This is a genomic window from Brevibacterium sp. OS20, from assembly GCF_056837565.1.
Genome location: NZ_CM166367.1, coordinates 1,976,906 through 1,998,097 on the forward strand (window position 1 = coordinate 1,976,906; position 21,192 = coordinate 1,998,097).

Genomic DNA, 21,192 nt, shown 5'->3' on the forward strand with positions numbered 1-21,192 from the left:
ACACACTCCTTCTGTGGAATTGTCAAAGCACTGAATGAAAAAGACTCTAAACTGCTGGTCAGACTGCTGCAAGAGGGGTTTAGAGTCTTCCGACGATCTTCGCAACAGGCACATCTTCAACCCTTGTTCGGCTCTCGAGCTTCTCTGGCAGAGGCAACGTCATCGACGACAACAGCAATATGACGCATGCTCGTGATCAACGCCCCGTAGAGGGGCCACGAAGCAGTCGGGAGATGCTGGTCATCGGAAAGGGCTCTCGCCAGTGAGTCGAGGCGTTCATACACGGGCTCAACTTCAGCATCAGGGTCGCTGATCGAGCGCCCGGCATCTTTGACAATGTTTCCCCACTCGCGGCGAAAGCTGTCATCCCACTCGCCCTCGGCGTACGTCGCGTCGCGGAGCGTGCGCGTCAGATTCCTCAGATGCGAGATCCCTTCATCGACCCGCTGCAGGATATTCTCGTAGCTCGTTTCCTCCGCCTGAGACTGTGCTTGGTTGCGAACCCGAGGATTAAGCGACTTCCTCAAATCGCCTCTCGGGTTTGCTCGCCTGCTTTCCCTTGCGAAGCGAACGGACTGCCATGCTGTGTTGAGCTCGTCGCTCATGGACTCGGTCTCGCGGAACCACTCATCGGCGCGGTCTGTGTCCCAGGAGTCGCTGAACTCGTCGGACATGCTGGTCAGGACGTCGCCCATGCGCCGATTGATACTGTCGACGTAGCGAGAGGCCTGCCGGTCCCGGATCGGGGGAATGATGATCAAGTTGACGGCGAGCCCGACAGCTACGCCCAGCGCGATCTCAATGATTCGTTCTAGAAGGAGGGGCTGCTGACTGTCGAATCCGCTTCCGAGGATGAAAATCGCGGTGGTGGCGATGGCGATCCCCTCGTCTCGGATCCATGTCACCCTGGCTCCGAGAAGACCAACAAAGAGCGCCAGGGCGAACGTCCACAGGCTGACTCCGAGGTAGTTGCCAATCAGGAAGGACAAGCCCACGCCGATTGCAGAGGCCACTGTTGACTGGGCGCCTCGCGAAAGTGATCGGTAGACCGTCGCGTGAACGGTGAGCAGTGCAGTCCATGGCGCGAGGAAAGGCATCGCCGAGTCGAGTATTGCGATTGACAGCCACCATGCTGCCGTTGCCGCGACGACAGATTTGACGATCTGGAGGAGATCGGTCGTGACTTCTGGGCGTTGGAGTAGTTCAGTGATCTTCTTCGTTGGAGTTGGCAAGGTCGCTCCGTTGCAGGTCCGTCTCTGTCATGATTACACCGTAAGCAAAGCTCGGTTTGAGACTAGCATTTCCCCTGGTCGAAGTCGTTTTGCTCTTGACGACTCAGGACTGAATTCGGTCGGCTGAGCGTCCTAGCGTCTCAGGCAACGATGGTCTCGGCAATCAAGGGGTGACGGTAGACCCTGTTCACGAGCACGACTGTCCGAACGCACACCTAGCCGAGACCCAGAGGCGTCCTTAGACTCTATTCACGAGCGCCGAAGGAGGCAAACATGACCACCTACGAAGAAGCAATCAAGCGGGCAGCAAAGCCACTCGCGGAGGCATTCTCCCGCATTCAAGAGGGCACAGCACGGGAAGCAGCTGAACGCGCCTACACGCCCGGTGGGCCGGGGCTCGATGAGCTCGAGGAGCGCATCCAGGCATGGCGGGACGAGTTCATGATGGAGCAGGGAGACAAGGCAGCCGCTGGGCGAGATCACGAGCTAGAAGGACGGAAAGTTGCATTGCTATCCGACCAGGAAGTCGCCGAACAGCTCGGCTGCAGTGTCTATCAGCTACGAGCCGACCGCGCACTCGACCGAGGCGACAGAGGTGACCGAGCCCCCGCATGGATCGAGGTCGGCACCTCCTGGCGCCCCCGAGCACGCGGAACACGCCAGTCCGCCGTGGACGCCTGGCTCGACCGACATGAAACCGGGGGGAGCAAGGAAACGAGATGATCGATCTAGAGCAGCTACTCACTTCGAAAGAGGTCGCGGAGACCCTCCAGTGCACTCCGAAACATGTCAACACGTTGCGTAAGCGTGGAGACTTGCCGGCGATGGCGATTGGCGGTATGTGGCGCTACGACCCACGGGATCTCCGGCAGTATGTTGAGCGACAACGGAGGGCTGGAGCGCAATGAACGTGCGCCAACTAGGAGACGCTGGTCTGCGACACGTTTACGACACGGTTTGAGCGAAATTTCTAGTCTCTTGGGCCATCTGCCGAGAATCGGTCTAAGGTGCTGAAGGCCTCGAAATCACTGGTCAAGGACAGACCAGTGCGATCAACGACTGACACGCAAGATCAGTACCTCTTAGAATTCCTTGGCCGTCGGTTCAAGTCCGACCGGGGGCACCACGAAGCGCTCCGCTGATTCGTACGCGAACCCTCAGGCCCCGTCACTCAGCTTCTGTTGGCGGCTCGCCTTTCTCATTCGAATTCGGTTTGAAGACGGTCCCGGACAACGGAGCGTAGGCAGTCCACTCTCCGTCCGGTTCGTTCCTGACGAGTTCGGCAATTCTGCGGTCGTCTGCCTCCGCCTCGTCGAACAGCCGTGTGAAAGCTGCTTCCGCCTTCGGGTTCTCGGCGGAATGCTCGGCCCGTATTCGCATTGCCTCGGTGTCGTCATCGGATGAAGAGATCTCGACGACGAACTGCGGGCCGACTTCGGCAGACACGAGTCGCGCGAGATGCACGCCTTGCTCGGCGAAAATGCGCGCAGCAGTCTCCGGCACCCAATTGAAGTCGGAATCCAGCGAGTCATAGTAGGACTGTTCCCATGCCTCCAGCTGCGCGACAAGTGCGCCGGACAGCCCCGTGTCCTCGTAGTCGATGGGCATGCTGATCCACAGCACCGTACCCGCATAGTCGGGGAACATGCGGATGGTCCGCGGCGGTCGTTCGTCGGTCATCTGCTCCTCGGTCATGGCGCCAGCCTAACGCCGGTCATTCGCTCGGCCCAGACACCCGACGCCACCAGCATCTTTGATGCTTGGCTGCACGCCGAACATCGACTATCATGTGGTCAGCACCTCCTTTCGGATCGTAGGGGAAGACGTATCCGAGGTAGGAGGCAGAAATGGATATGACTCAGGGCGTACTCTTCGTCCACTCAGCACCTCGTGCGCTGTGCCCTCACATCGAGTGGGCAGCGGGCGGGGCCATAGGCGCACAGGCACGCTTCGACTGGACACCCCAGCCGGCAGCACCAGGTCTCGTGCGCGCAGAAGTCTGCTGGCGCGCGCCCGCAGGCTCAGGAGCTCGCATCGCATCCGCCCTGCGCGGCTGGGACTCACTTCGCTACGAAGTCACCGAGGAGCCCTCGGCCGGAGTCGACGGCGGTCGATGGAGCCACACACCCGATCTGGGCATCTACCACGCTGTCACCGACACAGCCGGCAACATCCTCGTCCCTGAAGACCGCATCCGCTCCGTGATGGAACGCGCTGCCGGGGACCCGGCGAAGTTCTCCTCGGAGATGGCGATCGCCCTCGGCGAAGCCTGGGACGAGGAGCTCGACGCGTTCCGCCACGCAGGTGAAGGCGCACCGGTGCGCTGGCTGACGAAGGTCGGCTGAGCCGCTCCATTCACCGCCGAACTGCACTCAGGTGCGAGAGTACGGGCGTTCACAAATGCCGATGGGCACACCTTCCTACCTCGGGTGTGTCCATTTCGCATGCTTTCGTGCCTGAACGCCCCGTGCACGATGCGCTGCACAAATTACCTTCCCAAGCACGCACCGCGTCCTGCGCCCTCATGGAAACGGCCCACTCTGAGTCGGAAAGCACAGTTTCAAAACCGTGCTTTCCGACTCAGAGTGGGCCGTAGAGCTGTCTGAGTTCGCTCAGAACCTCAGACTGAGCGGAACGCGACGACGGCGTTGTGACCGCCGAAGCCGAACGAGTTCGTGATCGCTGCGATATCGCCGGCAGGCAGATCAGCAGGAGTGTCACGGACGATGTTGATCCCCTTGACCTTCGGGTCGACTTCGTCGATGTTGATGGTCGGGGGAGCGGTGCGAGTCTGCAGCGCCTTGACCGTGAGGATCGCCTCCACGGCACCCGTACCTCCGAGGAGGTGTCCGGTCATCGACTTCGTGGCCGAGACCAGTGCATCGGAGACGTTGTCACCAAGGAGTTCGCTGATGGCCAGCGATTCCGGGATGTCTCCGACCGGAGTCGACGTGGCATGCGCGTTGACGTGCTTGATTTCGCCGGCGGTCAGACCTCCGGCGTCGAGTGCCTGCTGCATGGCGGCCAGCGCGTGCTTGCCCTCCGGCTCTCCACCGGTGATGTGGTAGGCGTCGTTCGAGATGCCCCAGCTGGCCACCTCGGCGTAGATCTTCGCTCCACGAGCCTTCGCATGCTCCTCGGTCTCGAGGATGAGCGTGCCCGCACCTTCGCCCATGACGAAGCCGTCGCGGTCGACGTCATAGGGACGCGAAGCGGTCTCGGGTGAATCGGTGCGACGTGACAGCGCCTGCATCGAATTGAACGCGGCAAGAGTGATCGGGTGGATCGCTGCTTCCGAACCGCCGGCGATGATGATGTCGGCCTTGCCCGAAGCGAGAACGTCATAGGCGTGGCCGAGGCTCTCGGTCGATGAGGCGCAGGCGGAGACCAGGGTCTGCACACCGGCACGTGCCTTGAATTCCATGCCGATAGCGGCCGCAGGTCCATTGGGCATGAGCATGGGAACTGTCAGGGGCATGACCCGGCGCGGGCCTTCCTCCTGCAGGGTGTCCCAGGCGTCGAGCAGAGTCCAGACTCCGCCGATCCCGGTGGCCCAGGAGACGGCGGTGCGTTCCGGATCGGTCTCCTCAAGACCGGCATCGGCCATGGCTTCACGAGCAGAGATGAGAGCGAACTGGCTCGAAGGATCGAGGCGTTTGGCCTGGACCCGTCTGAGATTGTCGGGCACGACCTGTGGGTCGACCTGCGCTGCGAAGTCCACGGCGAGGCCGTACTTCTCTGACCAATCGTTGTCCATCGTGTGGACGCCGGACTGACCGGCCAGAATGGCTTCCCAAGTGGCATCGACAGTCGCGCCCAAGGGGGTTACCGCACCGATTCCGGTGACGACAACTTTAGATGTCATGGTACAAACCTCGTCGATAGTGTGGACACGGCCCGTCTGTGGACGGGCCGTGTTCGGCTGCTGTGTGTCAGGCTTCCTGAGCCTTGTTGATGTAGTCGACAGCGTCCTGAACGGTGACGAGGTCCTTGACGTCGTCATCGGGGATCTTCACGCCGAACTTCTTCTCAGCGTTGACGACGATGGTCATCATCGAGATGGAGTCGATGTCGAGGTCATCGGTGAACGACTTGTCGGCTTCGACTGCTTCGACAGCAAGGCCGGTCTCTTCGTTGACGATCTCTGCCAGCCCAGCGAGGACTTCAGCTTCGGTGAATGCCATTTCTTTCCTACTTTCTGATTTCGGTCGAGGGTCTTTCGACCGTTTGAGGAACTTTTCGACGAGTGTCCCGCCGAATATCTTAGGACATTCACGGAGAGTTTTCCGTGAATGGGTGTGTCTCAGGGCAGGCGCACGACCTGAGCACCGTAGACGAGGCCCGCACCGAAGCCCATCTGCAGGGCGAGACCGCCGCTGAGTTCGGGCTGTTCGCGCAGGAGACGTTCGGTGGCCAGTGGGATCGACGCCGCCGAGGTGTTCCCGTTGTCGGCGATGTCACGTGCGATGACAACGGACTCGGGGAGCTTCAGCTGCTTGGCGAGTTCGTCGATGATGCGCATGTTCGCCTGGTGTGGGATGAATGCAGCGAGGTCCTCGGCCTCGATGCCGGAAGCAGCGAGAGCCTCCTTTGCCACCTCGGCGCCGTCCCACACGGCCCAGCGGAAGACGGTCGGCCCGTCCTGACGCAGGGTCGGGAAGGGCAGTTCCCGGTCGTCACGGATGTCGTAGAGGGAATCCGTCATCCGGATGGTCGACCAGTTCTCGCCCTTCGAGCCCCACACCGTCTTCGAGATGCCGGGTTCGTCGGAGGAGGACACGACGACCGCGCCGGCGCCATCACCGAGGATGAACGAGATCGAACGGTCCTCGGGGTCGATGACCTCGGAGAGCTTCTCGGCTCCGATGACGAGGACATTGTCGAGCGTGCCTGCACGCACCAGTGCATCGGCCTGCGAGATACCGTAGCAGTAGCCGGCACACGCCGCGCTGATGTCCCAAGCCGGAATCGGCCCGGTCCCCAGTCGTGCGGTCAGAGCCGCAGCCGCTGAGGGTGTGAAGTACTCGAACGTGACGGTCGAGATGATGATGCCGCCGACGTCCTCCGGCTTCAGCCCCGCCGAGGCGATCGCCTCGAGCGCGGCTTCCTCGGACATGTCGAGGACGCCGACGTCCTCGCTGGCACGACGGCGGGTGACGATGCCCGTGCGCTGACGGATCCATTCGTCGGAGGAGTTGATAGGTCCGGCGATATCGTCATTGGTGACGAGGTTCTCCGCACGGTAGGCACCGATTCCGGCAATGCGGGAGAAAGTGCCGGGCTCGGCAGTCTTGAGTGTAGGCATGGCGTCTTCTTTCGATTCTCAGGCGTGGGCTGCCGCGAACTCACGCGCGCCGTCGAGGTCGGCGGCCGATTTGATGGCGAATGTCTCCACGCCCTTCATGGCGCGGCGAGCGATTCCGGTCAGCGTGCCACCGGGGACGAGTTCGATCATTCCGGTCACACCGGAGTTCAGCAGCGCCTCCTGGCACAGATCCCAGCGCACCGGGTTCGTGACCTGCTTGACCAGACGGTCGACATACTCTCGGCCGGCTTCGACCGCAGTGCCGTCGGAGTTGCTGAGGATCGACACGGAGGGATCGGAGACCTCCATCGCCGAGGCGGCGGCATCGAGATCAGCGGTGGCGGGAGCCATGAACTCGGTGTGGAAGGCGCCGGCCACGGCCAGCGGGATGACCCGAGCACGTTCCGGCGGGTTCTCGGCCAGGGTCTCGAGCGCCTCGAGAGAGCCGGCAGCTACGGTCTGGCCCCCACCGTTGACATTGGCGGGGCTGGCCCCGGCGGCCTCGATCGCGGCGAGAACGTCCTCGGGCTGGCCGCCGACCACGGCGGACATGCCGGTCGGGGTGACGGCGGCAGCGGCCGCCATTCCATCGGCACGGACCTTGACGAAGGCCATGGCGTCCGCCGGGGTGAAGATGCCTGCGATCTGTGCGGCTGCGATCTCTCCCACGGAGTGGCCGGCGACGACGGCAGGGCTGACGCCGAGCTCAGCGGCGCAGGCGACGGCGGAGGCGACGAGCAGAGGCTGTGCCACCGCGGTGTCCTTGATCGTCTCGTCATCGGATTCGGTTCCGTGCAGACGCAGATCGATTCCCGATGCGGTCGAGAGTTCGTCGATCTGTGCCGAGAAGGTGTCGAGTTCGAGGAACGAACTCAGGAAACCGGTCTTCTGGGCTCCCTGGCCCGGACAGGTGATTGCAAGCACTCAGTTCTCTTTTCGTTGGGTTCCGTTGATCAATCTAATGGACACTGGACCGATCTCGGCGAGATTTGTCGTTGTTCGACAATACGCCGTCCTCGGACAGTCGCCCATACACCAAGGCGATGTGGATGACGAAGGCATCACGCGAAGTCGTCGGATCGAGCCCGATGGCGTCGGTGATCTTCCGCAGTCGGTAGCGCACGGTATTCGGGTGCACGGACAATGCCTTGGCCGTGGCTTCGAGCGAGGACCCGAATTCGACATAGGCGCTCACGGTCTTCAGCAGCTGACCCGTTCCCGAGGTCAACGGTTCGTAATAGCGTTCGATGAGTTCGGTCAAGGCGATCCGGTCCCCGGACAGGGCGCGTTCGGGCAGAAGATCATCGGCTTTGACCGGGCGCGGGGAACCGGGGCGGGCGGTCGCCGCCTTGAGTGCGCGGATCGCCGCCTTCGCCGAGGTGGCCGCTTCGGCAAGTCCCGGCACTGCCGGTCCGACGATGACTTCGGAGGGCCCGAAGCAGTCCGAGAGGTCCTCGACGGCATCGTCGAGTTCCGTCACCCCGCCGAGGACGATGAGCAGACGGTTGTCGTGGATGCCCACAAGAGCATCATCGGCCCAGCGACTGGCCTTGCGGCGGATGCCGTCCAATCCCTTCTTCGCCGAGCGCTGCGGTGCGCGGCCGACGATGACGCACACGGGACCTTCTGACTGCCAGCCGAAGGCAGCGGTGCGGCTGGCGAGTTCGTCGACGGAGTCTCCGCGGACGAGGGCGTCGACGACCATCGCCTCGAGTCGTGCGTCCCAGCTGCCTCGGGCTTCTGCGGCCCGGGCGTAGACATCGGCCGCGGCGAACGCGATCTCCCGGGAGTAGATGAGCACCGCTTCGCGGAGCGCCGGCTGCTCGACGGGGCGAGCGATGTCCGGAACGCGTTCCTCGACGACTTCGACGACGATCTTGAGCAGCTGCAGGGTCTGCTGCAGGCTGATGGCCCGGATGAGGTCGCGTGGCGCAGTCTTGAAGATGTCGGAGACCACACGCAGATTCGTATCGGGCTTGCGGTACCAATCGACGAACGAGGAGATGCCCGATTGGGCGAGCAGCCCCACCCAAGAGCGATCGGACGACGACATCGAGCGGTACCAGGGCAGCTGAGCCTCCAGCCGCTGCAGAGTCACCGATGACAGGACGCCGACTCCGGCACGCAGTCTGCGGGCGGTTTCGGCACGACGGCGCAGGGTCTCGGCATCAGACATCATGAGCACGAGTTTAGATGAATGAGAACAATCCGGTTGTCAGCGACATACAAAGAGTCGAAAAAGGTGACAAATATGGCCGGAGTCTTGGAGACTCCGGCCATATTCGCTGTCAGTGTGCGGGCGAGATCAGGCGCCTGCCCCCTCGGTGGAACCCGAGTTGCCGGCACGGACATCGTTGAGCTGGTACTTCTCAGCCGCCTCGGCGGCCTTGTCGATCGAGATCTTCCCGGTATCGGCCAGCGAGATGAGTGCCTGCGTGACCACGGAAGGACCATCGACGAGGTAATAGCGACGTGCGGCAGGACGGGTGTCCGAGATTCCGTATCCGTCGGTCCCCAGCGAGGTGAAGTGGCTGGGCACGTACTGGCGGATCTGATCCGGCACTGCGCGCATATAATCCGAGGTCGCGATGACCGGGCCCTCGGTCTCGGCCATCTTCTCGGTGACATACGGAGTCCGCGGTTCGGATTCGGGGTTCTTCAGACGCTCGTTCTCGGCGTCGAGTCCGTCACGGCGCAGCTCGGTCCACGACGTCACCGACCACACATCAGCCGAGACGCCCCAGTCCTGGTCAAGCAGCTCCTGAGCCTCGAGCACCCACGGCACACCGACGCCGGAGGCCATCAGCTGAACCTTCGGTCCGCCGTTGTCGGGTCCCTTCTTCAGGAGGTAAAGACCCTTGAGCACGCCTTCGACGTCGAGATCCTCCGGTTCGGGCGGCTGGACCATCGGCTCGTTGTACATGGTGATGTAGTAGAGCACGTCAGGATCTCGCTCATCGGCGGGATCGTACATCCGGTGGATGCCGTCCTTGACGATATGCGCGATCTCATAGCTGTAGGCCGGGTCGTACGAGACCACGGACGGATAGGTCGACGCCAGCACGTGCGAATGTCCGTCGCCGTGCTGGAGGCCCTCGGCCACCAGAGTGGTGCGTCCCGCGGTGGCGCCGAGGACGAAGCCGCGAGCCATCTGGTCACCGGCGGCCCAGAAGAAGTCACCGGTGCGTTGGAAGCCGAACATCGAGTAGAAGATGTAGAACGGGATCATCGGCTCACCGTGGGTGGCATACGAGGTGCCGACCGCGGTCAGTGCCGCGGTCGCCCCGGCCTCGTTGATGCCGACGTGGAGCAGCTGACCGTCCGTGGCCTCCTTGTAGGCGAGGAACAGGTCGCGGTCGACGGAGATGTAGTTCTGTCCGTGCGGATTGTAGATCTTCGCCGTCGGGAAGAACGAGTCCATGCCGAAGGTGCGAGCCTCATCGGGGATGATCGGCACGATCCGGTGGCCGAACTCCTTCTCCCGCATGAGATCCTTGAGCACGCGTACGAAGCCCATCGTGGTGGCGATCTCCTGTTTGCCTGATCCACGACGACCGGCCTGGTAGGCCTTGTCCGAGGGCATCTTGAGATCGACATGGGTCGATCGACGCTCGGGGGAGTAGCCGCCGAGCTCCGCGCGGCGCTCCTGCATGTACTTGATCTCGGGTGCGTCGACACCCGGGTGGTAGTACGGAGGCAGCTTCGGGTTGTCTTCGAGTTCCTTGTCCGAGATCGGGATCTGGAAGTGATCGCGGGCGAGCTTGAGATCGTCGACCGTGAGCTTCTTCATCTGGTGCGTGGCGTTGCGGGCCTCGAAGTGCGGTCCGAGCGAGTAGCCCTTGACCGTCTTGACGAGGATGACGGTGGGCTGTCCGGTGTGCTCCATCGCGGCCTTGTAGGCGGCGAAGACCTTTCGGTAGTCATGCCCGCCGCGCTTGAGGTTCCAGATCTGCTCGTCGCTGTAGTCCTCGACCATTGCCTTCGTCCGCGGGTCGCGGCCGAAGAAGTTGTCGCGCACGAAGCCGCCGGACTCACCCTTGTAGGTCTGGTAATCGCCGTCGGGGGTGGCATTCATGAGGTTGACGAGCGCGCCGTCGCGGTCCTTGGCCAGCAGCGCGTCCCATTCGCGTCCCCAGACGACCTTGATGACGTTCCAGCCGGCACCGCGGAAGTACGACTCGAGTTCCTGCATGATCTTGCCGTTGCCGCGGACGGGCCCATCGAGACGCTGCAGGTTGCAGTTGATGACGAAGTTGAGGTTGTCGAGCTCTTCGAAGGCAGCGACGTGGAGCATGCCGCGGCTCTCCGGCTCGTCGAGCTCGCCGTCACCGAGGAAAGCCCAGGTCTGCTGCTGTGAGGTGTCCTTGATCCCACGATTGTGCAGGTATTTGTCGAACTGTGCCTGCGCGATCGCATTCATCGGTCCCAGACCCATCGACACCGTCGGATGCTCCCAGAAGTCGGGCAGCTGGTGCGGGTGGGGGTAGGACGGCAGTCCCTGCGGCTTGCCGTCGATGAAGTGCGACTGCTGCTGACGGAAGCCGTCGAGCTGTTCTGCGCTCATCCGGCCCTCGAGGTAGGCGCGCGCATACATGCCGGGGGAGGCGTGGCCCTGATAGAAGATATGGTCGCCGCCGCCTGGATGGTCCTTGCCGCGGAAGAAGTGGTTGAGACCGACCTCGTAGAGGGTCGCCGAGGAGGCGTAGGTGGAGATGTGCCCGCCGACCTCGACGCCGGGACGCTGTGCCCGGTGGACGAGCATGGCGGCATTCCAGCGGTTCCAGCGACGGTAGCGGCGTTCGACCTCTTCATCTCCGGGGAACCAGGGTTCGTTCTCCGGACCGATGGTGTTGACGTAGTCGGTGGCAGTGAGGCTGGGCACGCCGATCTGCTTCTGGCGAGAGCGCTCGAGCATGCGCAGCATGACATAGCGTGCTCGAGTCCGACCGCCCTCGTCGATGAGGCCATCGAGGGAGGCCAGCCATTCAGCGGTCTCCTCCGGGTCGATGTCGGGCACCTGGCTGGGCAGCCCGTTGAGGATGGGCCCGCCCTGATTCCGATTGTCCACGATGTGGTCCTCTCTTCAGCTCCACGATCTTCTTTGGTGTAGAGATCATGACCATCGGATGGTGTGTGCTCCGCAGGTTGTCTGAGCCCAGAGGCCACCCGATCTACCTGTCAGCCTAGTACTCCCAGCCGAACTTCGCGCTCCCGCGAAGTTGTGATCTCTCTGACGCATCTGCGCACTGTGCTGACAGGCTCACAGTCCGGTGTGCTGATTGAGTGCCGTTTGAGTGCGCTTGCCGCGCGCGGGCGCGCCGATATTTGCACCTTGGCCACTGTTGGCGGAAGAATACAGGCATGAGCAACTCCGCTTCTGAAAGGACATCCTCCACTTCGACCCTCGCAAACGAGCTGGGACACAACCTCGGCTTGAAAAAGGGCGACTATGTGCAAGAGGTCGGCTATGACGACGACGTCGATCAGGCACTCTGCGAGGCGATCGAGAACATCATCGGAGACAAGATCGCCGATGGCGAAGAGGATGACGTCTACGACGTGATCCTCATGTGGTGGCGGTCGGACGACGACGACCTCGTCGACGGTCTCGTCGACGCCCAGACCACACTGAAGGAGGGCGGAGTCGTCTGGCTGCTCAGCCCGAAGGCGAACCGTCCGGGACACATCAGCCCCGCCGACATCTCCGAAGCGGCTCCCACCGCCGGAATGCACGTGACCTCCACGGTCAGCGCCGCCGACGATTGGGCCGGATTCCGGCTCGTGGGCAAGAAGAACTATTCATGATCCTGCGGCCCGGTGATCGGGCCCCGGATCTCACCCTTCCCGATCACCTCGGATCGGTCATCACCCTCACCGAGGCGGCCCCACTTACCGCTCGTGTGCTCGCATTCGTTCCGTTCGCCTTCTCTCCGATCTGCGGAGACGAACTCGCCGCTCTCGAACAGTGGCAGGAACGGATGCGAAAGGGCTCTCATGCCGTCGACGTCGCGGTCGTCTCAACCGACTCCAAGTACACCTTGGCGGCGTGGGCACGGCAGACGAGGGTCGACGTCACTCTCGCATCGGACTTCTGGCCCCACGGTGAGGCGGCTCGCGCGTTCGGCGTCTTCGACGAGGTCCACGGTGTCGCCGAACGAGGAGTCTTCGTCATCTCACCTGCGGGTACGATCGTGAGTGGCAGGCATGTCGCCCGCACCGAGACTCGGGACTTCTCCGAGGATTTCGCCGCGGCGCTTTCCAGCCTCTGAGAATCGAGCCTCGCCGAAGAACCGATCGACGGCACCTTCGGCGCCTATTGAGGAGGACCCATCATGGCCACGCTGTTCACGAAGATCATCAACGGAGAGATCCCCGGCACCTTCGTCCATCAGGATGACAAGTGCGTCGCATTCCTCGATGTCGCTCCGATGACCGAGGGCCATGTGATGGTCGTCCCGCGCGACGAGATCTCTCACTGGATCGACGCCGACGCAGAGCTTCTCGCCCACCTCACCGCAGTGGCGAAGAGGATCGGAGAAGCCCAGAAGGCGGCCTTCGACTGCGAGCGGATCGGCCTCCTCATCGTCGGCTACGAAGTGCCCCACCTGCACATCCACGTCCTGCCGACGAACTCCATGGATGACTTCGACATCTCCGACCGTGCTCCGATGCAGACACCGGAGCAGCTGGAGGCGCCCGCCGAGAAGATTCGGCAGGCGCTCTCCGCACTGTCCTGATCCGATGCTGCTCGGCTCAGATCGACTCAGAGGCCTTTGACCTCGAGGTAGTGGTCGAGTGAGTCTCTGACGAGCTCGGCTCCCGCGGTTCCGCCGTAGTTCGCGCCGAATCGCGGGTCGTCGACATACATCTGCCCGAGACCGCGCACGTATCCTCCGAGGTCTCCGTCGGGATCATCTGCGGGCGTGCCCGGAACTGCTCGCAGCCATTCGATATGACGTCGGGCGAGGTCCTGGCAGCGGTCCGATTCGGGACGCGCCCCCGCCTCGGCGGCGGCGATCCAGTCCGCGGAGAGAGCGGAAACGAGGGCTTTCCACTCCTTCTTCTCCTCAGGCGACTGGCTGGACCACCATTCGTCTCCTCGTCGGTAGGCGTCGGCTCCCCAGCGCCTGGTCACTTCCTCTTCGTACTCGCGATGGTCGAAACCATCGAACATCTCTTCAGCCATGAGCGGCTCACCTGCTTTCAGTCGTGTGATGGTGACGGTGACGGCGGTGAGCTGTCGGTCGAGCCGGTCTCTCTCGCGTCCGAGTGAGACCAGATGCTGCGACAGCGCCTCGACCGGATCGTCTCTCCGATCGAGTACCTCCGATATCGTCGTCAATGGCAGTCCCAGCTCCTTGAGCAGCAGGATGCGCTGGAGGCGCACCAGGGCTGCTTCGTCGTAGCAGCGATAGCCGTTGGCGGCGATGGAGGTCGGCGGCAGCAGACCGATGGCGTCATAATGACGCAGGGTTCGGCTCGTCGTTCCCGTCAGCCGTGCGATTTCCTGAATGGACCAGTCCATGCCTGACAGCTTAGAAGTTGACGCGGCGTCAAGGTCAAGAGCCGTTTGAGACCCTCGACGAGTGGACGGTGTCAGGCCGCTTCGCGAATCGCGTCCAGCGCCGTGAATAGGTCGCGTGCAAGGTCGTCGACATGTTCGAGCCCGACCGACAGGCGGACGAGGCCGTCGCCGGGCTTCGCCGTCGCGGCTACGGGCCGGTGTGTGAGTGAGGCCGGATGCTGGACGAGGGTATCGGCGCCGCCGAGCGAGACCGCGTGCACGATGAGGTCGCAGTGTTCGACGAAGGTGCGGGCCGCTTCGAATCCACCGGCGAGTTCGATGGCGATCATCGCCCCTCCGCCGCGCATCTGCGAACCGACCAAACCTCGCGGATCGGACCCGGCGAGACCGGGATAGTGGACCCGGGCGACCTCGGGGCGTGTCTGGAGACGACGAGCGAGCTCACCTGCGGTGTCCTGAGCTGCGCGCATCCGCACGGCCAGCGTCCGCAGCCCGCGATGGAGGAGATAGGCGCCCATCGGGTGCAGGAGGGCCCCTGTGATGGCGCGGACCCGGCGCAGGCGCATGGTCCATTCGGTGTTCGTCGCGATGATTCCGCCCATCGCGTCGCCGTGACCGCCGAGGTATTTCGTGGCGCTGTGGAGGACGAGGGCGGCCCCGTGATCGATCGGCCGTTGGAGCACGGGGGTGCAGAAGGTGTTGTCGACCAGCACCGGCACAACTCCCGCTGCGGCGACGACCGAGCCGATGTCGACGAGGTCGAGGCTGGGGTTCGCCGGTGTCTCGACGATGACGAGCCCGGTGTCCTCGCGAATCGCCTCGGCGATCTGGTCCTCCTCCGCCCAGGTGACCGACGTGCCGAGAAGACCTGACTCGAGCAGGTGGTCACTGCCGCCGTAGAGGGGACGGACGGCGACGATATGGGGCGTCCCGGCCTCGACTGCGGCCAGCAGTGCGGCGGTCATGGCAGCCATTCCCGTGGCGAAGGCGACGGCAGATTCGGCGTTCTCCAATTCGGCGAGCGCGGATTCGAATCGCGCCACACCGGGCTGCCACAGACGTTGGTAGACGGGGGAGTCCCCTTCCTTCAGAGGATGTCCGCTGGCGAGGCTCTCATAGGAATCTCCTCCCGTGCGGACGTCGTTGACCGGGTTGGTGGTGGAGAGGTCGATGGCGGGGACATGGACGCCTGCGGCCGCGAGACCGTCCATTCCGCCGTGAACCATACGGGTCTCAGGGTGCATAGAAGTCATAAGCGCATTCAATACACTTCTCCCAGTCTGTGCAATGAACGTGCAATCTCCTCCAAGTATTCGGCCGTTTCCGGGATAGTCTGCGATCAGATATGGGAGACTGTGACTCATGTCGCAGAACGTCTCACTCGATGACACCGATCTTCGCCTTCTGCAGGAGCTCAACGCCGATGCCCGGGCCTCGGGTGCGGTCTTGGCTGCGGCCGTCGGGATCTCCGAATCGACGGTCTCCCTGCGTCTCAAGAGACTGAAGTCGCTCGGCGTCATCCGCGGCTTCCATATCGACGTCGATCCGACTGCGCTCGGGGTCGGTCTGCAGGCTCTCGTATCGATTCGGCTGGCCAAACACGATCGGGCCGAGATCGACGCGTTCACGGCGGCTGCGCCGAAGTTCCCTGGGGTGGTGCGGATGTACCACATGGCCGGAGCCGATGACTACCTGCTGCATATCGTCGCCACTGACACCGCTGCGGTACAGTCCTTCGTCCTCGACTACCTCACCCGATATCCCGCTGTCGCACATACGCGCACGAACCTCATCTATCGGGTCGAAGACGGTTCTGCCTGGATCCCTTCGGAGGCCTGAACTGCCATACTGGCTTCATGGCAGAGAACAAGACCCAGCCGACCGATGCCGATGTCGCCGCTTACCTCGATTCGGTGACTCCCGAGAAGCGTCGCGAGGATGGAATCGCTCTTGACGCGATCTTCCGAGACGTCACCGGTGAGGAACCCGTGATGTGGGGACCCTCGATCGTCGGCTACGGCCGGTACCACTATCGGTCGCCCGTGAACCCGCGCAACCACGGTGAGTGGCCGGCCACGGGATTCTCCCCGCGCAGGAGCCAGCTCTCTCTGTACGGACTCAAGGACCTTCCCGAAGGAGCGAGGCTGCTCCCGCAGCTCGGAAAGTACACCGAGGGGGCCGGGTGCGTCTATGTGCGCCGTCTGGAGAACATCGACGAGGCGGTGCTGCGCCGACTCATCGCGATCGCCGCTGCCCGTCCCGACGATCCCGAGCCGGGCAGCTGATTGCACACGCTGACGGTCGATGACAGGTCCTGTCCGAGAGATCGCAGAATGACCTCGGTGGCCGAGAACGTCGCGGTGTTCATCTGCGAGCCGTGATGCTCAGCCCCGATTTGCGCTGATGGACTGAGAAGTACTGCAGTCCCGCCTCGGCGTCGGCTAGGAATCGCCGGCGGGAGCGGCGGGGCAGCCACACGATCTGACCGGGGGACAGTTCGATCGTTCCGGTTGCGGTCTCAAGGGTGCCGGCACCGGCGAGGACGTGGATGAGCACGTCGAGAGATGGGCCGGTGTGTTCGCGGATCTCGCCGCCGGGGGCGAGCGCGATGACATTCGCATCGAGGTCACGGTGGTGCGTCGGCAGCTGCCAGACGGACCCGGAATCCTCGACGGTCGCGGTCAGCTCGGCAACATCGAGAACGACGCGGGGTACAGGGGTGGCGGCACGACAGATGATGCGCACCCGAACCCCGTCCTGCGTGCTCTCCAGCGGCTCCCACCCGACCGCCTCGGCGAACTCGCGGTCCATTTCGACGCGCAGCCCTTCAGGCGAGTGGTCATTGATGAGGATCAGGCTGGAGCCGACGTCAAGATCTTCATACGCTCTGATGACGAGCGGATGCCGTTCCGACTTCGGTAAGGTCCGGACGTCGATGACGGGTTCGTCTGCCACGGCTGCCCCTCTCAATCGCTTCGATAGTTCCTCCTCGAAACTATCACCGGAGTGATGACTGCCGGCCTGGGCCGGCCAGCGGCGCCGGGCAAAGACCGCTCGGGTCGGTCCTACAGGAGAACGGAAAGGCACCCCGTGATACGGGATGCCTTGACGGTGGGCCCAGAGGGACTCGAACCCCCGACCCTCTCGGTGTAAACGAGATGCTCTAGCCAACTGAGCTATAGGCCCCACCTGCGTCGTCGATGTCTCCGACAGCGCTTGATCAGTATGCCACATCCGATGGGGACCGGCGAAACGGGAACGCAGGCGGTCGCGGGACCGCTCAGTGCGTCGGTCCGGACTGCCATCAGGAGGATCGGAGCAGGCGTGCCGCATTGGCGGCGAAATTCTCAGCTGCCTCTGCGGTGTCGACGTCGAAGATCCTGCGATTCTGCTCAACGGCCACGGCACCGAGTGTGAGGGTGAGGATTCCGTGCGAGAGTTCGGCGCCCAGGCGATCAGCACTCAGGGCCCGAGGCGCAACGTCTGTCGGAGCGATCGAATACCCCAGCAGCACGATCTCTGCTCCATCACGGTATTTCAGCAGCACCTCGCGCAGAGACATCGCCGCGGCGAGCGGGTCGGCAGTGGCGGGACAGAGGGCATCGACTTCGGCTTTGAGTGAACGTGAGATGAGAATGAGCAGTGACTGCTTGTCCTTGACGTGCCAGTACAGTGCAGACGGCTGAACGTCGAGTTCGCGGGCGAGCCGGCGCATGGACAGATCGCCCAGACCGTACTGCGAAAGAATGCTCAATGCAGTGGTGGTGATGCTTTCGGCTGTCAGTGCCAATGAGATATACCTTTCATTCTCGAGCAGAGGTCCTTCCCGATTTTTCAGATCGCGTTCCCCTCGCTATAGTAGTTCCTGGTCACGGGATATAGCGCAGCTTGGTAGCGCGCCTCGTTCGGGACGAGGAGGTCGTGGGTTCGAATCCCGCTATCCCGACCAAGGGAAAGTGCCGCAGCATCGCTCAGGCGAGACTGCGGCACTTCTGCATTCCCGGACCGTTGCGAGACCACTCTGCGTCCAAACCATCAAGACGCGAGCAGACGCCTAGAACGAGAAGCAGCGCACGGCCGCACCGAAAGTGGTGCGGTGCGTTCTCGCCGTGGCGCAGGACCAATCGAGTTCTGACCAGATGATCGAGTTTGACCCCGATGACTGGTCCAGAACTCGATGCTAAATGCACAAAGGCGATGGGGCGCACTGCTCGAAACAGCAGTGCGCCCCATCGCCTCAACTCGTGCTCAGACGGGTGAGCCCGGCTCTTGGGAGGAGCCGTCCGTCGCGTCGGAAGCGAACGGGTGGGTCGCCCGGCCCCGTCGTGGAGCCTGCGGCGCATCGGTTCGGTGGGCCGCCTCGGCGAAGTTCTCTGTCACGAGGTCAGAGTCGGTGCCCCGCCACCGGGCGATGGCCTTCATCGCCTGATAGATGATGATCGCCGAGGCGGTGCCCAGGGCGATGCCTTCGAACTGCAGTCCGCCCGGGGTCCAGGTGAAGTTCGCGATGGCGACGATGAGCGAGACCGCGGCAGTGTTGAGATTGATCGGGTTGGAGAAGTCGACCTTGTTCTGCACCCAGATGCGCACGCCGAGCATGCCGATCATTCCGTAGAGCACGGTCGCCGCTCCGCCGAGGACTCCGGGAGGGATCGTCGCGATGATCTCGCCGAACTTCGGCAGCATGCTGAGGACGAGGGCGATGACCGCCGCGCACAGGTAGGCGGCAGTGGAGAAGATGCGCGTGGCTGCCATGACGCCGATGTTCTCGGCATAGGTCGTCGTTCCGGAACCGCCGCCGGATCCGGCGAGGATGGTGGAGAACCCGTCGGCGAAGAGCGTCCGGCCCGTCAGGTGATCGAGGTCGCGGCCGGTCATTGCGGCGACCGATTTCACATGGCCGATGTTCTCGGCGATGAGGACGAGGACGACGGGCAGGAACAGGCCGAGGTAGCCGAGATCGAACGCCGGTGCATGGAACGCGGGCAGTCCCACCCAGTCGGCTTTCGAGACGGTGGAGAAGTCGAGCTCACCCTGCAGCCATGCCGCACCATAGCCGACCAGGACGCCGATGAGGATCGAGAGTCGGCCGAGCATCCCGCGGAAGAGCACCGTGGTCAGCAGGATCGCGACGATCGTGATCACGGCGGTCAGGGGAGCGGCCTTGACCCAATCCCAGGCGGCCGGGGCCAGGTTGAGGCCGATGAGGGCCACGATGGCCCCGGTCACCACTGGGGGCATGGTCACTTCGATCCATCGGACGCCGACGAAATGGACCACGAGCCCGACGAGCGCCAAGGTGACTCCCACCGAGATGATTCCACCTTGAGCCAAAGCCATGGCATGAGGTTCGAGGTCCTCTCCGGCCGTGGCCGAGAACCCCGTGACCGCCCCGATCGGGGCGAGCAGCCCGAACGACGAACCGAGGTAGGAGGGCATCATCCCCTTCGTGATGAGCAGGAACAGCAACGTGCCGATGGCGGTGAAGAACAGCGTCGTCGACGGTGGGAACCCGGTGAGAAGGGGCACGAGGAACGTCGCGCCGAACATCGCCACGACGTGCTGTGCGCCGATGCTGATGGTCCGCGGCCAGCTCAGACGCTCTTCCGGCAGAACCCTCTCACCGGGAGCGATCGTCCGCCCGTTTCCGTGCAGACGCCAGCCGCGGCGATTGCCTGTTCCTTTGTGGGTGTCCGTGGGTGCCGACTCCGCCATTGTGTTCCTCGTTCCGTTCTTCCCTGTACTGGGTCGTTGGCCGGCGGTCGGGCAGTGCTCCGGGCCGGCGAAAGAATTCTATGCTCCAGCTCACCGGCACGCCGACTCGACGGCTGACGAAGCGGTATGGCCGGTGTGTCTGAGGACCCTGCTCCGGAAGGCGGGGTCAGCATTCTGATAGCCTATTGAACGGTGTTCAGGAGATCTGAACTCGACCGATTCTGACCTTGTTCAATCGCACGGAGACAAAGGACCAATCGATGACGACTGTGAACCCTGACCAGAACGTGAACCCCGGCCAACTCGCCGAGTCCATCCTCAACGGGGGAGCGGCCACCGAAGCCGACGCGCTCACGCTCCTGGCTACGCCGGATGAGGAGCTGTTCGGTCTCGTCCATGCCGGATCGCGACTCCGCCGAGAGCACTTCGGCATGACGATCAAGCTGAACTATCTCGTCAACCTCAAATCGGGAATGTGCCCGGAAAGCTGCACCTACTGCTCACAGTCACTGGGGTCGAAGGCCGAGATCCTCAAATACTCGTGGCTGAGCACTGACGAGGCCATGGAACAGGCGAGCATGGGCATCGGCGGAGGGGCGTCCCGCGTCTGCCTCGTCGCGAGCGGTCGTGGGCCGAGCCGTCGCGACGTGGGCCGCGTCGGTGAGATCGTCGAACGCCTCAAAGACGAGAATCCCGAAGTCGAGGTGTGTGCGTGTCTGGGCATCCTCAAGGAAGGTCAGGCCGAGGCGCTCAAGGAAGCCGGCGCCGATGCCTACAACCACAACATCAACACCGCGGAATCCTTCCACGACAATATCGTCAAGACCCACACCTACGAGGACCGGACGAATACCGTCGAACACGCCAAAGCGGCGGGACTCTCACCCTGCAGCGGCCTCATCGTCGGGCTCGGCGAAAGCGACGAACAGATCGTCGAAGCGCTGTTCGCGCTCAAGGCCCTCGGCTCCGAGTCGATCCCGATCAACTTCCTCGTCCCGTTCGACGGAACACCGCTCGAAGGACAGTGGAACCTCACACCCATGCAGTGCATGAAGATCGTCGCGACAGCCCGCTTCGTCTGCCCCGACCGGGAGATCCGGCTGGCCGGCGGTCGCGAGATTCACCTCAAATCCCTCCAGCCGATGGCGCTGCAGCTGGCCAACTCGATCTTCCTCGGCGACTACCTCACCGCCGAGGGCCAAGCCGCAGCCGACGACCTCGCCATGATCCGAGACAACGGATTCACTATCCTCGGCCAGGAGGACGAGGAGGCCCGGACGGAAGAATCCGTTGGGTGCTGCGGTGCGGAAGCCGGCTGCTGTTCCGATTCGAAGACCACCGCCGAGGCGGCCACCCACACCGATCCCGTCATCCGCAGGCGCGGTGCAGGCACCGCTGAAGTCGCCAACGCCTGA

The 21,192-nt window shown here is 63.3% G+C and carries 22 protein-coding genes and 2 tRNA genes; 10 read left to right on the forward strand and 14 right to left on the reverse strand.

Annotated elements, in window-relative coordinates:
• Window positions 1-116 precede the first annotated feature (116 nt).
• The gene (locus ACVZTU_RS08840) at window positions 117-1,232 is read right to left on the reverse strand and encodes an FUSC family protein (RefSeq protein ID WP_139467136.1); all 1,116 of its coding nucleotides are present in this window, start codon (window positions 1,230-1,232) and stop codon (window positions 117-119) included.
• Window positions 1,233-1,505: 273 nt separating this feature from the next.
• Here ACVZTU_RS08840 and ACVZTU_RS08845 point away from each other — a divergent pair, with 273 nt between their 5' ends.
• On the forward strand, window positions 1,506-1,955 hold the full coding sequence (locus tag ACVZTU_RS08845; RefSeq protein ID WP_139467137.1) for a hypothetical protein: 450 nt from the start codon (window positions 1,506-1,508) through the stop codon (window positions 1,953-1,955).
• Window positions 1,952-2,140: a helix-turn-helix domain-containing protein gene (locus ACVZTU_RS08850; RefSeq protein WP_139467139.1), complete on the forward strand. Its 189-nt coding sequence runs from the start codon at window positions 1,952-1,954 to the stop codon at window positions 2,138-2,140. The genes ACVZTU_RS08845 and ACVZTU_RS08850 overlap by 4 nt, the downstream gene beginning before the upstream one ends.
• Window positions 2,141-2,399: 259 nt before the next feature.
• On the opposite strand, the gene ACVZTU_RS08855 is transcribed toward ACVZTU_RS08850, so the two are convergent.
• Window positions 2,400-2,927 carry a hypothetical protein gene (locus ACVZTU_RS08855; protein ID WP_139467141.1) on the reverse strand — a complete coding sequence of 176 codons (528 nt, stop codon included), beginning with the start codon at window positions 2,925-2,927 and terminating at the stop codon, window positions 2,400-2,402.
• Between the two features lie 158 nt (window positions 2,928-3,085).
• Here ACVZTU_RS08855 and ACVZTU_RS08860 point away from each other — a divergent pair, with 158 nt between their 5' ends.
• On the forward strand, window positions 3,086-3,577 hold the full coding sequence (locus ACVZTU_RS08860) for a DUF3145 domain-containing protein (RefSeq protein WP_039211244.1): 492 nt from the start codon (window positions 3,086-3,088) through the stop codon (window positions 3,575-3,577).
• Between the two features lie 275 nt (window positions 3,578-3,852).
• On the opposite strand, the gene ACVZTU_RS08865 is transcribed toward ACVZTU_RS08860, so the two are convergent.
• From ACVZTU_RS08865 to aceE, 6 genes are all read right to left on the reverse strand, one after another.
• Window positions 3,853-5,097: a beta-ketoacyl-[acyl-carrier-protein] synthase family protein gene (locus ACVZTU_RS08865; protein ID WP_482401727.1), complete on the reverse strand. Its 1,245-nt coding sequence runs from the start codon at window positions 5,095-5,097 to the stop codon at window positions 3,853-3,855.
• 67 nt (window positions 5,098-5,164) lie between these two features.
• Window positions 5,165-5,416, reverse strand: a complete 252-nt coding sequence (locus tag ACVZTU_RS08870) for an acyl carrier protein (protein WP_025776743.1) — start codon at window positions 5,414-5,416, stop codon at window positions 5,165-5,167.
• 119 nt (window positions 5,417-5,535) lie between these two features.
• Entirely contained in the window at window positions 5,536-6,537 is a 1,002-nt protein-coding gene (locus ACVZTU_RS08875; RefSeq protein ID WP_482401728.1) for a beta-ketoacyl-ACP synthase III, read from the reverse strand.
• A gap of 18 nt (window positions 6,538-6,555) precedes the next feature.
• Window positions 6,556-7,461, reverse strand: coding sequence for an ACP S-malonyltransferase (locus ACVZTU_RS08880; protein ID WP_139467147.1), 906 nt, complete (start codon window positions 7,459-7,461; stop codon window positions 6,556-6,558).
• Window positions 7,462-7,495: 34 nt separating this feature from the next.
• Entirely contained in the window at window positions 7,496-8,716 is a 1,221-nt protein-coding gene (locus tag ACVZTU_RS08885; protein WP_181270481.1) for a PucR family transcriptional regulator, read from the reverse strand.
• Between the two features lie 126 nt (window positions 8,717-8,842).
• Window positions 8,843-11,605 carry a pyruvate dehydrogenase (acetyl-transferring), homodimeric type gene (gene aceE / locus ACVZTU_RS08890; protein WP_139467150.1) on the reverse strand — a complete coding sequence of 921 codons (2,763 nt, stop codon included), beginning with the start codon at window positions 11,603-11,605 and terminating at the stop codon, window positions 8,843-8,845.
• Window positions 11,606-11,898: 293 nt separating this feature from the next.
• On the opposite strand from aceE, the gene ACVZTU_RS08895 reads away from it, so the two are divergent.
• The 3 genes from ACVZTU_RS08895 (at window position 11,899) to ACVZTU_RS08905 (ending at window position 13,274) form a co-directional block, all read left to right on the forward strand.
• The gene (locus tag ACVZTU_RS08895) at window positions 11,899-12,342 is read left to right on the forward strand and encodes a DUF3052 domain-containing protein (protein WP_139467151.1); all 444 of its coding nucleotides are present in this window, start codon (window positions 11,899-11,901) and stop codon (window positions 12,340-12,342) included.
• A complete protein-coding gene (locus ACVZTU_RS08900; protein WP_139467153.1) occupies window positions 12,339-12,806 on the forward strand; it encodes a redoxin domain-containing protein in 468 nt (155 codons plus the stop codon). The genes ACVZTU_RS08895 and ACVZTU_RS08900 overlap by 4 nt, the downstream gene beginning before the upstream one ends.
• A 63-nt stretch (window positions 12,807-12,869) precedes the next feature.
• Window positions 12,870-13,274, forward strand: coding sequence for an HIT family protein (locus tag ACVZTU_RS08905; RefSeq protein ID WP_139467155.1), 405 nt, complete (start codon window positions 12,870-12,872; stop codon window positions 13,272-13,274).
• A gap of 26 nt (window positions 13,275-13,300) precedes the next feature.
• Here ACVZTU_RS08905 and ACVZTU_RS08910 read toward each other — a convergent pair whose 3' ends face one another.
• Together ACVZTU_RS08910 and ACVZTU_RS08915 are read right to left on the reverse strand one after the other, a co-directional pair.
• Entirely contained in the window at window positions 13,301-14,062 is a 762-nt protein-coding gene (locus ACVZTU_RS08910; RefSeq protein ID WP_139467157.1) for a MerR family transcriptional regulator, read from the reverse strand.
• Between the two features lie 71 nt (window positions 14,063-14,133).
• Window positions 14,134-15,315, reverse strand: coding sequence for a trans-sulfuration enzyme family protein (locus tag ACVZTU_RS08915; RefSeq protein WP_139907999.1), 1,182 nt, complete (start codon window positions 15,313-15,315; stop codon window positions 14,134-14,136).
• A 109-nt stretch (window positions 15,316-15,424) separates the two neighbouring features.
• On the opposite strand from ACVZTU_RS08915, the gene ACVZTU_RS08920 reads away from it, so the two are divergent.
• Both ACVZTU_RS08920 and ACVZTU_RS08925 read left to right on the forward strand, forming a co-directional pair.
• Complete coding sequence (locus ACVZTU_RS08920; RefSeq protein WP_101546684.1) at window positions 15,425-15,901, forward strand: Lrp/AsnC family transcriptional regulator; 477 nt, start codon at window positions 15,425-15,427, stop codon at window positions 15,899-15,901.
• 17 nt (window positions 15,902-15,918) lie between these two features.
• Window positions 15,919-16,347: a DUF1801 domain-containing protein gene (locus ACVZTU_RS08925; RefSeq protein ID WP_139467160.1), complete on the forward strand. Its 429-nt coding sequence runs from the start codon at window positions 15,919-15,921 to the stop codon at window positions 16,345-16,347.
• 79 nt (window positions 16,348-16,426) lie between these two features.
• On the opposite strand, the gene ACVZTU_RS08930 is transcribed toward ACVZTU_RS08925, so the two are convergent.
• The 3 genes from ACVZTU_RS08930 to ACVZTU_RS08940 form a co-directional block, all read right to left on the reverse strand.
• Window positions 16,427-17,017, reverse strand: a complete 591-nt coding sequence (locus ACVZTU_RS08930) for a DUF2249 domain-containing protein (protein ID WP_139908000.1) — start codon at window positions 17,015-17,017, stop codon at window positions 16,427-16,429.
• Between the two features lie 157 nt (window positions 17,018-17,174).
• Window positions 17,175-17,248 (reverse strand) — tRNA-Val (locus ACVZTU_RS08935).
• 118 nt (window positions 17,249-17,366) lie between these two features.
• The gene (locus ACVZTU_RS08940) at window positions 17,367-17,852 is read right to left on the reverse strand and encodes a TetR family transcriptional regulator (RefSeq protein WP_139467163.1); all 486 of its coding nucleotides are present in this window, start codon (window positions 17,850-17,852) and stop codon (window positions 17,367-17,369) included.
• 82 nt (window positions 17,853-17,934) lie between these two features.
• Here ACVZTU_RS08940 and ACVZTU_RS08945 point away from each other — a divergent pair.
• A tRNA-Pro gene (locus ACVZTU_RS08945) sits at window positions 17,935-18,011 on the forward strand.
• Between the two features lie 299 nt (window positions 18,012-18,310).
• Here ACVZTU_RS08945 and ACVZTU_RS08950 read toward each other — a convergent pair.
• Window positions 18,311-19,777, reverse strand: a complete 1,467-nt coding sequence (locus ACVZTU_RS08950; protein WP_482401729.1) for a uracil-xanthine permease family protein — start codon at window positions 19,775-19,777, stop codon at window positions 18,311-18,313.
• Window positions 19,778-20,037: 260 nt separating this feature from the next.
• On the opposite strand from ACVZTU_RS08950, the gene bioB reads away from it, so the two are divergent.
• Complete coding sequence (gene bioB / locus ACVZTU_RS08955) at window positions 20,038-21,192, forward strand: biotin synthase BioB (RefSeq protein ID WP_139467164.1); 1,155 nt, start codon at window positions 20,038-20,040, stop codon at window positions 21,190-21,192.